Source organism: Nocardia sp. NPDC051929, from assembly GCF_044548645.1.
GTDB classification, from domain to species: Bacteria; Actinomycetota; Actinomycetes; order Mycobacteriales; family Mycobacteriaceae; genus Nocardia; species Nocardia sichangensis.
Genome location: NZ_JBIUCG010000002.1, coordinates 89,867 through 102,095, shown reverse-complemented (window position 1 = coordinate 102,095; position 12,229 = coordinate 89,867). Strand labels below are relative to the sequence as shown.

13 protein-coding genes are annotated in these 12,229 nt (G+C 69.5%); 6 read left to right on the top strand and 7 right to left on the bottom strand.

Annotated features, from left to right (window positions below; all coding sequences use genetic code 11):
- Positions 1 to 317: 317 nt before the first annotated feature.
- On the bottom strand, positions 318 to 1,205 hold the full coding sequence (locus tag ACIHAX_RS02600) for a LysR substrate-binding domain-containing protein (protein WP_364429239.1): 888 nt from the start codon (positions 1,203 to 1,205) through the stop codon (positions 318 to 320).
- Between the two features lie 148 nt (positions 1,206 to 1,353).
- On the opposite strand from ACIHAX_RS02600, the gene ACIHAX_RS02595 reads away from it, so the two are divergent.
- The 3 genes from ACIHAX_RS02595 to ACIHAX_RS02585 are packed head-to-tail and all read left to right on the top strand — an operon-like array spanning position 1,354 to position 3,879.
- Positions 1,354 to 2,226 carry an EamA family transporter gene (locus tag ACIHAX_RS02595; protein ID WP_397275720.1) on the top strand — a complete coding sequence of 291 codons (873 nt, stop codon included), beginning with the start codon at positions 1,354 to 1,356 and terminating at the stop codon, positions 2,224 to 2,226.
- On the top strand, positions 2,223 to 2,882 hold the full coding sequence (locus ACIHAX_RS02590) for an NAD(P)-dependent oxidoreductase (protein ID WP_397275438.1): 660 nt from the start codon (positions 2,223 to 2,225) through the stop codon (positions 2,880 to 2,882). The genes ACIHAX_RS02595 and ACIHAX_RS02590 overlap by 4 nt, the downstream gene beginning before the upstream one ends.
- Before the next feature lie 55 nt (positions 2,883 to 2,937).
- A complete protein-coding gene (locus ACIHAX_RS02585) occupies positions 2,938 to 3,879 on the top strand; it encodes an SMP-30/gluconolactonase/LRE family protein (protein ID WP_397275435.1) in 942 nt (313 codons plus the stop codon).
- Here the strand turns inward: ACIHAX_RS02585 and gatB are convergent.
- From gatB to ACIHAX_RS02555, 6 genes are all read right to left on the bottom strand, one after another.
- Complete coding sequence (gene gatB / locus ACIHAX_RS02580; protein WP_355078825.1) at positions 3,876 to 5,381, bottom strand: Asp-tRNA(Asn)/Glu-tRNA(Gln) amidotransferase subunit GatB; 1,506 nt, start codon at positions 5,379 to 5,381, stop codon at positions 3,876 to 3,878. The genes ACIHAX_RS02585 and gatB overlap by 4 nt on opposite strands.
- Before the next feature lie 64 nt (positions 5,382 to 5,445).
- The gene (locus tag ACIHAX_RS02575; protein WP_397275433.1) at positions 5,446 to 6,822 is read right to left on the bottom strand and encodes an alpha/beta hydrolase family protein; all 1,377 of its coding nucleotides are present in this window, start codon (positions 6,820 to 6,822) and stop codon (positions 5,446 to 5,448) included.
- A gap of 37 nt (positions 6,823 to 6,859) precedes the next feature.
- Entirely contained in the window at positions 6,860 to 7,303 is a 444-nt protein-coding gene (locus ACIHAX_RS02570; RefSeq protein ID WP_355078823.1) for a hypothetical protein, read from the bottom strand.
- Positions 7,304 to 7,371: 68 nt separating this feature from the next.
- Positions 7,372 to 7,548 (bottom strand): hypothetical protein, encoded by a 177-nt coding sequence (locus tag ACIHAX_RS02565; protein WP_397275431.1) that lies wholly within the window; start codon positions 7,546 to 7,548, stop codon positions 7,372 to 7,374.
- Between the two features lie 11 nt (positions 7,549 to 7,559).
- Positions 7,560 to 8,594, bottom strand: coding sequence for an ATP-dependent 6-phosphofructokinase (locus ACIHAX_RS02560; RefSeq protein WP_355078821.1), 1,035 nt, complete (start codon positions 8,592 to 8,594; stop codon positions 7,560 to 7,562).
- An 82-nt stretch (positions 8,595 to 8,676) separates the two neighbouring features.
- On the bottom strand, positions 8,677 to 9,564 hold the full coding sequence (locus ACIHAX_RS02555) for a hypothetical protein (RefSeq protein WP_355078820.1): 888 nt from the start codon (positions 9,562 to 9,564) through the stop codon (positions 8,677 to 8,679).
- A gap of 124 nt (positions 9,565 to 9,688) precedes the next feature.
- On the opposite strand from ACIHAX_RS02555, the gene ACIHAX_RS02550 reads away from it, so the two are divergent.
- The 3 genes from ACIHAX_RS02550 to ACIHAX_RS02540 all read left to right on the top strand — a co-directional run bounded on the left by ACIHAX_RS02550 (position 9,689) and on the right by ACIHAX_RS02540 (position 12,209).
- The gene (locus tag ACIHAX_RS02550) at positions 9,689 to 9,838 is read left to right on the top strand and encodes a hypothetical protein (RefSeq protein ID WP_355078819.1); all 150 of its coding nucleotides are present in this window, start codon (positions 9,689 to 9,691) and stop codon (positions 9,836 to 9,838) included.
- Between the two features lie 600 nt (positions 9,839 to 10,438).
- Entirely contained in the window at positions 10,439 to 11,566 is a 1,128-nt protein-coding gene (locus ACIHAX_RS02545) for a Gfo/Idh/MocA family oxidoreductase (protein WP_364429255.1), read from the top strand.
- Between the two features lie 55 nt (positions 11,567 to 11,621).
- Complete coding sequence (locus tag ACIHAX_RS02540) at positions 11,622 to 12,209, top strand: TetR/AcrR family transcriptional regulator (protein WP_364429258.1); 588 nt, start codon at positions 11,622 to 11,624, stop codon at positions 12,207 to 12,209.
- The last annotated feature ends 20 nt before the right edge of the window (positions 12,210 to 12,229 follow it).

The window sequence follows — 12,229 nt, the reverse complement described above, 5'->3', positions numbered from 1 at the left end:
GTCCGCGCTGCGGTAACCGTGCGATCTGAGGCTTTGCCTCGGCAAGGTGGGCGGTGGCTGCGGCTCACTCCTTCCGCACGAACGAACAGCCGCCCCCAACTGAGCCGAGCGCGCAACGGCATGCGCGCCGATCTCGCTGTCGGAACCGGCGCCGACCGCCCTGAGAAGCGACTGACGGACCCAGGTTTCGCTCGTGCCACTCGACACCGACACATCCGGCAGAGTCCGATCAGGTCAGGGGGGGCGAAGAAGGTCAGGATGTCACTCCACAGCATCTCTCCCGGTGCGGCGCTCGGGCCGAAATGAGGCGAGATTCTTCAGGAGTCGTCCGAGGTCTGCGCGGCGATGCCGAGAACGGTGAGGAACGCGGTGGCCGCCGGTGTGCGGCTGCGGCTCCAGATGACGTATTCGACTCGGGCGGGGGCGTCGGTGACCTCGATGGTGGTCACGCCCTCTAGTTGGGGCACGTAAGTGGACGGGAGCATGGCGATGGCGAGGCCGGGGCGGACGAGTCGGGCGATGTAGTCCGCGCTGGTCACTTCGAAAGCGACGTCGCGGTCCAGACCGGCGGCAGTGAAGGCTTGGTCGGACTGGAGACGTCCGGCGGTCCCGGCCGGGAGATCCACGAAGACCTCGGCGGACAGCGTGCGCAGGTCGATCGACCGCTCTCCGGCGAGCGGATGGTCCAGCGCGACGACGGCTACGTGCCGGTCGCGGGCGAGTTCGTGCGCGACCACGCCTCGGGGTCGTGCCGTCGTCGGCAATCCGAGGAATGCGACATCGATGGCTCCTTGCTCGACCTTCTCCACCAGCTCCTCGCTCGCACCCACGCGCAGGCTGATGCGCACGTGCGGGTGGCGGCGGCGGAAATCGCGCAGCGCCTCCGGGATGTCCACCGCGGCGACGGTGGGGATCAGCCCGACGGCGAGCCGCCCGCGCACCTCGCCGACCGCCGCGGCCACCTCGGCGGCGGCGCGCTCGGCGGCGTCGAGGCACTGCCGGGCGGCGGGGAGGAACGCCGCGCCGGCCGGTGTGAGGCGCACCCGGCGGCTGGTGCGCTCGAAGAGCCGCGCGCCCAATTCCCGTTCCAGACGTGCGATCTGATGGCTGAGGGCGGACTGCACGACGAGGCATCGTTCGGCGGCCCGGGTGAAGCTGTTCGTCTCGGCCACGGCGATGACGTAGCGCATCTGCTGGAGCTCCATGGATTGATCTTTGAACACGATTGATGAATTGACAAACATGTGTTGGACTCATTGATCACTTCCGCGCGAGACTGCGAAGGTGAAAAGTCCAGCAACACAGGCGGTTTTCGGCGGAACTGCGCCACTGGGAACCCTGCCGCGCACCGTCCTGACGGCGCTCGCTCCCGCGTCATGGGGCACCACCTATGTCGTCACCACCGAGCTGCTCCCACCGGGACACCCGCTGTTCGCCGGTCTCCTGCGGGCCTTGCCCGCGGGTCTGATCGCGCTGGCGATCACGCGGACGCTGCCGCGCGGAGCCTGGTGGGGCAAAGCCGCGGTACTGGGTGTGCTCAACATCGGGCTGCTGTTCCCGATGCTGTTCCTCGCCGCCGAACGCTTACCGGGCGGCGTGGCCGCGACCTTGGCGGCGGCCCAGCCGCTCGTCGTGGCCGTCTTGGCCGTGGTGATCTTGGGCGAAAGCCCCTCCGCTTGGCGCCTCGTCTGGGGAGCGATAGGCCTTGTCGGCGTCGGCTTGGTGGTGATCGGGCCGGACGCGGCCTTCGACCTCACCGGGGTTGTCGCCGGTCTTGCCGCCGCGGCTTCCATGGCGCTCGGCCTGACCCTCACGAAGAAGTGGGGGCGGCCTGCCGAGGCCGGTCCCACGGCGTTCGCGGGCTGGCAACTCACCGCCGGTGGGCTGTTCCTGCTGCCTCTCACGTTCTTCGTCGAAGGGCCGCCTCCCGCAATCGACCCGCCCGCCGTTCTCGGATACCTATGGCTGGGGCTGGTCGGGGGTCTGCTCGCGTATGTCCTGTGGTTCCGCGGCATCGGCTCCTTGCCCGTCACCTCCGTCGCGGTTCTGGTTCTGCTCTCGCCGCTGGTCGCGGCGGTTCTCGGCGCCGTTCTGCTCGGCCAGACACTCGGCCCGGTCCAACTCGCGGGGTTCGGGCTCGCGCTCGCCGCGATCGTCGCGGGACAGCTTCCCGCGCCCACCCGCTTCTCCGCTCCTCTCGCAGCACCCGAAGGGATATCGAAATGAAGATCGCCGTTGTCGGAGCCGCAGGCATGGTCGGCTCGTGCGTCGTCGACGAGGCCGCCGGCCGCGGCCACGAGATCGTCGCCGTCTTCCGGACAGGGCCGCGGATCGCCCTGCCGCCCATGGTGACCGTTGTCGAGGGCGACGCGAACGACAGGGTCCGGATGAGCGAATTGTTCGACGGCGCCGACGCTATCGTGGCCGCGACCCGTGCGGCCGATGGGCAGGAACACACCGTCACGACGACTACAACAGCCCTGCTCGACGCGGCCGCGGCCACCGGGACGCGCATCCTCGTCGTCGGCGGCGCCGCGCCGCTACGGGTTCCGGGACACCCCGAGCAGCTGGTACTCGACAGTCCGGAATACGTACCGGCGTCGATCCGCACCATCGCCGCCGCGAGCGTCGCGCAATGGGAGACCTGCCGGGCGCATCCGGCCGACTCGGTCTATCTCAGCCCACCCGCCCTCCTCGAACCCGGACAACGCACCGGGAAGTACCGGCGGGGCACCACGACGCTCATCACCAGCGCTGACGGCACGTCCCGGATCTCGGCGGAAGACCTTGCCGTAGCCATCCTGGACGAGCTCGAAAATCCCTGCGGGAATGGTTATTTCACGGTCGGTTACGGAGACGTCGAAACGCTCGGCACTCCCTGAACGTCTCGGCCCGATGCCGCAGGCCCCGCGACCACCGAAACAGAGGAGCAATGAGATGAAGCGAGTCCTGGCGATCTCGGCCGCGCTCGGCTGTCTCGGCGTCGCGGCGTCGGCGCCCGGGGACCGGACGGCGGCATACCCTCCGGTCCTCGCCGCCGGGATCGACCTGCCCGCCGGGTTCCAGCCGGAAGGCATCGCCATCGGTTCACGGCCGGTGGCCTACTTCGGTTCGCGAGTCGACGGCTCCATCTACCGCGCCGACCTGGTGACCGGGCAAGGCGAGATCCTGAGCCAGGGGCCGGGGACGCCCGCGCTCGGACTCCAGGTCGACCACCACGGTCGGCTGTTCGTCGCCGGCGGCACCGGAGGCGACGCACGCGTCGTGGACACCGGCACGGGCGCGGTATTGGCGAGCTACCCCCTCGGCATCTCGCCGGACACGTTCGTCAACGATGTCTTGCTCACGCCCACGGGCGCGTGGTTCACCGACTCGCGCACGCCCGTGCTCTACCATCTGCCCGTCGGTGACCAGGACGCTCTGCCCTCACCCACGGCGGTGGTGCGACGCCCGTTGACCGGCGACATCCGCTACGAGCCCGGAGCGATCAACGCCAACGGGATCGTGCGCACACCCGACGGCACCGGCTTGATCATCATGCAGTCGGTGACCGGCCGGTTGTTCCGCGTCGACCCGGCGACGGGCACGACGCGGCGGATCGACCTCGACGCCGAGACGCTGCCCAACGGGGACGGACTGCTGCTGCGCGGCGACACACTTCTGGTCGTGCAGAACCGGTCCAACACGATCGCGGTGGTCGCGCTCGACCACGCGGGCACTACGGGATCGGTCGTAGGGCGCGTCACCGACCCGCGCTTCGACGTACCGACCACCGTCGCGGCGTACGAGGAGCGGCTCTACCTGCCGAACGCGCGCTACACCACGCCACCGACCCCGACCACGTCATACAGCGCGGTCGGGGTCGACCGCCGAACCTAGCTGCAGGCGGCCAGGACCAGTTCGCGGACGCGCGCCGCGTCGGCCTGTCCGCGGGTCGCCTTCATGACGTCGCCGACGATCTTGCCCGCGGCCTGCACCTTGCCGGAGCGGATCTTGTCGGCGATGTCGGGATTCGCGGCCAGGGCCTTCTCCACCTCCGACTGCAAGGCGCTGTCGTCGCTGACCATGCCGAGGCCCTTGGCCTCGACGATCTGCGCCGGGTCGCCCTCGCCTGCCAGCACGTGGTCGACGACCTGCTTGGCCACCTTGTTGTTGATCGTCTTCGCGTCGACCAGCTTGATCACCTCGGCGACCTGGGCCGGGCTGATCGGCAGCTCCTCCAGCGCGACCTCGCGCTCCTTGGCCTTCTCGGTGAGGTAGGCGACCCACCAGGAGCGCGCCTCGTTGGCCGGTGCGCCCGCGTCGACGGTGGCGATGATCAGGTCCAGCGCGCCCGCGTTGACCAGGTCGCGCATCACCTCGTCGGACAGGCCCCAGTCGGACTGGATGCGCGCGCGGCGCAGCCAGGGGTACTCGGGGATCGTGCCGCGCAACTGCTCGACCCACTCCGCCGCGGGCGCGACGGGCTCGAGGTCCGGCTCGGGGAAGTAGCGGTAGTCCTCGGCGGTCTCCTTGCGGCGACCGGGCGAAGTGGTGCCGTCGGCCTCGTGGAAGTGCCTGGTCTCCTGGACTATCGTGCCGCCGCCCGCGAGCACAGCGGCCTGCCTGCGCATCTCGAAGCGCACCGCGACCTCGACGCTGCGCAGCGAGTTGACGTTCTTGGTCTCCGTGCGGGTGCCGAATTCCGTTGCGCCGATGGGCATCAGGGAGACGTTCGCGTCGCAGCGCAGCGAACCCTGCTCCATCTTCACGTCGGACACCCCGAGCGACTTCAGCAGATCCCGCAGCGCTGTCACGTACGCCCGCGCCACCTCGGGGGCGCGCTCCCCCGCGCCGGTGATCGGCTTGGTGACGATCTCGATCAGCGGCACCCCCGCCCGGTTGTAATCGAGCAGGGAGTGGCTCGCGCCGTGGATGCGGCCGGTCGCACCGCCGATGTGCACCGACTTGCCGGTGTCCTCCTCCATGTGCGCGCGCTCGATGTCGACACGGAAGATGCTGCCGTCGTCGAGCACCACGTCCAGGTGCCCGTTCGTGGCGATCGGCTCGTCGTACTGGCTGATCTGGTAGTTCTTCGGCTGATCGGGGTAGAAGTAGTTCTTCCGCGCGAACCGGCCCCACGGCGTGATCGAGCAGTTCAGCGCCAGCCCGATCCGGATGGCCGATTCGACGGCCTTCTGGTTGACCACCGGGAGCGAACCGGGCAAGCCGAGGCACACGGGGCACACCTGGGTGTTCGGCTCGGCGCCGAACTCGGTCGGGCAACCGCAGAACATCTTCGTCGCGGTGTTCAGCTCGACGTGGACCTCCATGCCGAGCACCGGCTCGAACCGGGCGATGACATCCGAGTAATCCATCAGGTCGACCGTGGGTGCGCTCATGGCCATCAGTTTAGGTAAGCGCTCCCGTCGCAGCGCAGCGGCTCTCGCGTCCCGCGGCGCGGTGTTACTTCACCGGGACCCGCTGCCGCAGCCAGCCGGTGACGTAGTCGAGCACCTCGGGAGAAATGGTCGTTTCGATGGCGCCGTACTCGCGGGGAAGGCCGGTCTCGGTGTGCTGCATCAGGTGGTTGAGACCCGGGAAGACGTGGACGGTCGCATCGGGATCGGCGGCGAGGCGGTCGCGCATCGGCTGCTCGCTCTGCGCCGGGGGCACCTGGAGATCCTTGCCGCCGAAGAACGCGAGCACCGGAATCCGCAGGGCGGAGAGCGCGGGCGCCGGATCGTAGGCGACCAGGGCGGCCAGATACGGCGTGATCTGCGCGGCCGCCTGATCGTCGGGCACGCGCTGGTCGGCGGGCAGGGCCTGGTTCTGCCGAACGGCCAGTTGTCTCGCTCCGTCGAGGTCGCCCGCCTTCAGCAGGGCGGACAGTTCGGCCATGTCCCGGACCTGGGTCTCCACCTGGTCGGGAGGTGTTCCGTTCGCGGTGGCGAGCAAGCGGGTCTGTTCGACGAGCACGTCCGAGCCAGGGACGCCGGGTCCGGCCATCAGGACGGCGAACGCGACGCCGCTGTCGGGGCGCGCGGCGACCAGCGGCGCGAGGTAGCCGCCCTCGCTGTGGCCGAAGAGCCCGACCCGCGCCGGGTCGATCTCGGAGCGGGCCCGCAAGAAGCGGACGCCCGCGGCGGCGTCCTCGGCCAGGTCGGTGTAGTTCGCGTCGTCCAGCTTGCCGCCGGTGCCACCGACGCCTCGGTCGTCGGTGCGCAGCACGGCGTAGCCCGCGCGGGTGAAGGTGTCGGCCAGCAGCAGGAACGGCTTGTGCCCCATCAGTTCCTCGTCGCGGTTCTGGGCGCCGCTTCCGGTGATCATGAGGATGGCCGGGAACGGGCCAGGGCCCTGCGGTTCGGTCAACGTGCCCGCGATAGTGATGCCGCCGTTGCCGTAGGTGACATCCTCGGTCTTGTACGGGAACGGTGGCTTCGGTTCCTGCGGATGGGCCGGCGGTACGACCTTGCCCCGGCTCAGCGCCAGCGGGAATTTCTGCCCCGCCTGGGTGAGATCTCCGGTGATCCGGTCGGTTCCGGACTCGTACTTGCCGTGGAACACCGGATCGCCAGGGACGTCGGGGACCGCGAAAGACACACCGTTGCGGTCGGTGCTGACGTCTTTGAGTTGCACGCCGCTCATGCCCTGCGCCGGGATGTCGACGGTGGCCGTGCCGTCGTCGTGGAAACTCACGCCGACCTGCACCGGCTGGCCGGGGACCTCGACGGCGCCGTGCCAGTCACCCGTGGTCGGCTCGGGCGGATTCGACTCCGAGCACCCGGCCGCCACTGCCGTGATCACCAACAGTGCCAACGCGATCAGTCGCCCACTGCGCATGCAACTCACAGTACCGACGACGCGGGCCGGCCCCGGCCTATTCGCCGCGCGCGTACCGCACGGCCGCGGCGATCTCCGCCATGTCGAGTCGCGGACTCGGATCCCGTTCCTGCACCTCGCGGAACTCCAGCAACGCGTCCTCGACGGTGCTGCGCCGCGCCAGCCGCACCAGTTCGCGACGCGCATACTCTCCCAGCGGAACACCCGCGGAGCGAGCGCGGCGACCCAGAACGTCGAGCGCCTCGATCGAAAGGTCGTACCGCCGTACCAGAGCCACCGCGTCATCATCTATTTGCGGGGCCAGGTCGCGTCCTTCGGACTCCAAGAACTCGACGACCGCGTCGTCCGCCGTGCGTCGACCGGCCAGCGCGACCAGCTCGCGCCCGATGTACCGCGACAGCGGCAACCCGGCCGCGCGCGCTCGGCGGCGCAGGACGTCGACGGCGGTATCCGGCAGATCGTGCACAGGGAGTTCGGCCATACCGGCCAGCGTATCCGGACATATGCACATCCGCGTCGAAGCGACCGGCGCGGTCGCCCCGGAGACGATCACCACGCCTCGAGGCCCTCATCGAGCCGATCTCGGCCGAACATCGCGTCCACCTGATCACGTTCCTCAGCGCTGCTACCGGCGCGGGGTAGCCCGGCAAGCCGTCGCTTCAGTTCGACGGTATGGATCCCCGACAGCGGCGGTAACCACAGCTCACCGCTGAGTTCATCTGCCATATGCGACGCCCTTAACCGAAGAACGCCTCCGCCTCGCGGTAGCGCTCCGAAGGCACCCGCTTGAGCTGCTTGGTGGCCTCCGACAGCGGGACCAGGTCGATGGTGGTGCCGTGCAACGCGACCATCTGGCCGAACTTGCCCGCGTGCACCGCCTCGGCCGCGTGCAGGCCGAAGCGCGTGGCCAGCACCCGGTCGTAGGGCGTGGGGCTGCCGCCGCGCTGCACGTGACCGAGCACGGTGGTGCGGACCTCTTTGCCGATGCGCCGCTCGATCTCCACGCCGAGCTGCTGGGCGACGCCGGTGAACCGCTCGTGGCCGAACTCGTCGATGCCGCCCTCGCGCAAGGTGAACCCGGAGTCCGGCGCGGGGTGCGATCCCTCGGCGACGACGCAGATGAAGTGCTTGTCACCGCGCTGGAAACGCCGCTTGATCATGGCGCACACCTCGTCGACCTCGAAGGGGACCTCCGGCACGAGCGTCAGATGGGCGCCCGCCGCCATGCCGGCGCCGACCGCGATCCAGCCCGCGTGGCGGCCCATCACCTCGATGAGCATGACGCGCTGGTGCGATTCGGCGGTGGTGTGCAGCCGGTCGATCGCCTCGGTGGCGATGTTCAAGGCGGTGTCGTGGCCGAAAGTGACGTCGGTGCAATCGATGTCGTTGTCGATGGTCTTCGGGACGCCGACCACCGGTACGCCTTCGTCGGACAACCAGCTCGCGGCGGTGAGCGTGCCCTCGCCGCCGATCGGGATCAGGGCTTCGATGCCGTTGTCGTCCAGGGTCTGCTTGATCCGGCCGAGGCCCGCGCGCAGCACGTCGGGGTTGGTGCGGGCGGTGCCGAGGATGGTGCCGCCCTTGGTGAGGATCCGGTCGGTGCGGTCGTCGTTGCGGATCTGGATCTTTCGGTCCTCCAATAGGCCGCGCCAACCGTCCTCGAAGCCGACGATCGCGTCTCCGTAACGGCCGTTCGCGGTGCGAACGACGGCGCGGATGACCGCGTTCAGTCCTGGGCAGTCTCCGCCTCCGGTCAGAACTCCGATGCGCATGGCCGCTATCTTGCCCCCCATGTCCGATCTCGGCAGCCCCGCCCCCGTGAACGTCGCGTAACACTGACCTGGACAGATGACCTCACGCGGCCGCGCAATGACCCCCGGCCAGCTCGCCGAGATGCTGGGAGACGACGGTGGCCAGTTTGTCCAGAACGTTCATGCCGTCGCTGAGCGATCCCGACTCCGGCTGCACCGCGACCGCGATCGCGATCTGCCCCGAGGGGACGTTGATGATCCCGAACTGCCGCACCAGGTAGTTGCCCGACACGTCCGGCCCCCAGCCGCCCTTGAACTCGGCGCCGCCGAACTCGCCGAGACCCCAGCGCTGGCTGGCGATGACCTGTTCCATCAGCGAAGTAACGCGGTCGGTCTGGGGCAGACACGGCAAATGTGAAGCGAACCGCACCTGGTCGATCAGCGACCACTCCGCCTGACCGAAGGCCGAGTGTTCGGCACGGGCACGGGTGGCGGGCACGACGGTCTTGCTGTCCCCACCTTCGCGCAGCACCGCCTGCACGGCCTGCGCCGCCTCCTGCGGCGTGCCCAGCGACTGCCACAGCACGTCGGCGGCGGCGTTGTCGGATTGCGTGATCGCGGCCGACGCGGCGTAGTTAGAGCTGCTCGGACTGCGCCGCAGCGCGGCGACGGTCAGCGGCACCTTCATCGTCGACCAGGCCGGACCGCTGGTCCATTCGCCGAAGGTGATCGGCTGCTCGCCGCCGACCGGCACGATGGCCATGCCCATCTTCCCGCGCACGCCCGCGGCGAGCTCGGCATAGCTCGCTGCCAAGGTGCCCGGCACGATGATGGACAGGCCCTTCTGGTCGGTGCGGGCCGCGGCCTCGGTGATGGTCGGCTCGCTCGACGAATCCTCGGCGCGATTGGTACTACACCCGGCTACCAGAGCCGCGGCAAGCGCCGCACAACCCAGGACGTTTCGAACTCTGCGGAATCGATCAGTAGACATTTTCGGCACATTCTTCTCGCGAACTCCCCCGGCTCGCCGACCGGCGACCGCGACGGCAGGGGCGCGGCCTCGGGTCGACTGACTCTTGTCTCCCCGCCAGATGACGACGGCGCGGTCAACAAGCATGGACACCTCCACCTACCCGCCCGATGTCGCCGAGCGGCCGGGTTCGGAACCGACGTTCGCCGTCGGCCTCACCCGAGAACTGCTTCTCGTTATCCCGGAGAACGTACTAGATGAATTGATTACGCCCCAGTTCACCGAAAACCTCTGACCGCCACGGCCACTGCCGAACAGGTCTGCGCACCCCGGTCGCGCTCAATAGCATTCGAGTATTACCGCAGGACTTTTTGGGTGCCGGAGGTATGCCCCCGAGGGCAAGGCTTCCCGCGAGCGCGTTTGGCGGGCTTCACCACGAGATGCACCCGCCTTGGCGGAAAGCACATCGAGGCGGTCGACGCAAGCCCTCCTCGTCGCCGTCGAGGGCCGCACCAGCGGCGACATCCGCCGCGCGGCGGGCGAGGCCGCAACGACCACCGCCATGCCGTTCGGCAGCCACGATCGGATCGAGCCCGGCCGACGCTCCCCGCCGCAAGCACGGTCACCGCCGATTCGCCAGAGTGACGCCACTGCCCGGACGTGATCTTCCGATCCGCGGGCATTCCCGCGCCAGACCACCCCGGAGCATCGCCGTTCCGATCCAGCGCAAATGTCTCGCACACTTATTCGCAATCTCTCAGCAATCACCACTGGAGCAGGAGGGGCGCACTCTCCAGTCGGCGGCGAAATTTTTTACCTATCGGTACATTATCGGTTGCCGCGCGGCCGTAGCGCGCCTAGTTTACTACCAAACGGTACAGAACTAGGAGTCCTCATGACCGGTAGCACCACCCCGCTCGGTGTCGGCGTCGTCGGCGCGAATCCCACCGGAAGCTGGGCCGCCGCGACCCACCTGCCCGCGCTGGCCGCACTGCCCGAGTTCCGCGTCGCGGCGGTGGCGACGACCAACCCCGCCTCGGCCGCCGCCGCGGCCGAGGCCACCGGCGCCACGCACGCGTTCACCGACGCGGCCGAGTTGGCCGCGCATCCCGAGGTGGACCTGGTTGTGGCGACAGTGAAGTCACCGGGGCACGCCGCGGTGGTGCGCGCGGCGCTCGCGGCGGGCAAGCACGTCGTCTGCGAGTGGCCGATGGGCGCGAGCGCGGCCGAGAGCGCCGAGCTGACCGCGGCGGCGACAGCGGCGGATGTAGTGCACGCGGTGGTCTTGCAGGGCTACCACTCGCCGTCGGTGAACTTCGTCCGCGATCTGCTCGCGGCGGGCCGGATCGGCGCCGTTTCCGCGGTCACCGTCATCGCCGCCGGAGATCCGTTCGGCGGCGGTTCGATTCGGCCGGAATTGGCTTGGACCACCGATCCGGCCCAGGGCACCGGTCTGCTGACGATCATGGCCGGGCACGTGCTCGCGGTGCTCGAACACCTGGCCGGTGAACTCGCCGAAGTGTCCGCCGTCGTCGCCACACCGCACGACGAATTGACCGTCGTCGGCACCGGCCGGACCGTCCCGAATCGGCAGCCGGAGCAGTTGGTCCTGGCCGGTCGCCTGAAGAGCGGCGCGGTCGCCGCGGTGACCGTGCACGGCGGAAACGCGGACGCTCCGTCCGGATTCGCGCTGCACATTCGCGGTACGGAGGGGGCTCTTGCGATCAGCCCGGTGCAGGCCGGGATGTATCCGCACTGGGCCGACTGGCGCATCGAACTGCGCACCGATCAGGGGTTGATCAGCGAACTCCCGGTCCCGGAGCGCTACCGCCTGGTGCCGTCCACACTGCCCCCAGGTCCCGTCGCCCACGTCGCGGGCGTCTACCGCGAGACCGCGAGCGCCATCGCCGAGGGCAGGACCGCTCGGCCCGACTTCACCGTGGGCCTGCGCCAGCGCCGCCTCGTCGACGCCATCGCCGAAGCCGCGGAAACCGGTGTGCGCAGACCGGTCGGCGACCTGTGAGCGCGCACCGCGGCGGCCTAAGGTACCGATAGGCAAACAGCAGTGGGAGGTGCCCATGCCGGGAGGCAGGCCCCGGAGCTTCGACATCGACAGCGCGCTGGACCGCGCGCTGGAGGTGTTCTGGCGGTACGGCTACGAGGGCGCCGCGTTGTCGGATCTCACCGCGGCGATGGGCATCAACCGTCCCAGCTTGTACGCCGCCTTCGGCAGCAAAGCGGAACTGTTCGACCGAGCGCTCGAACGCTATGTCGACGGACCCGGGCGCTACCTCACCGAAGCCATCGAACTCCCGACCGCCCGCGCGGTCGCGGCCGCGTACCTCGCCGGCGCGATCGAGCTGACCACCGGGCACGACAGCCCCGGCTGCCTATCGGTGCGCAGCGCGCAAGCCTGCGGGCCGGAAGCCGAGCACAGCCGCAAGAGCGCGGTGGCGGTGCGCCTGGCGGGCGAGGCCGCGCTGCGGCGGCGCTTGGAGCGAGCACGCGCCGACGGCGACCTCCCCGAGGACAGCAAACCCGCCGACCTCGCCCGCTACCTCATGACGGTCTCCGACGGGATCGCGGTCCAAGCGGCCTCGGGCGCGAAACCGTCGCACCTGCGCCGGACCGTGGACATCGCACTGCGGTCGTGGCCACAGCCCTGAAACCAGCCTCGACGCCCTGG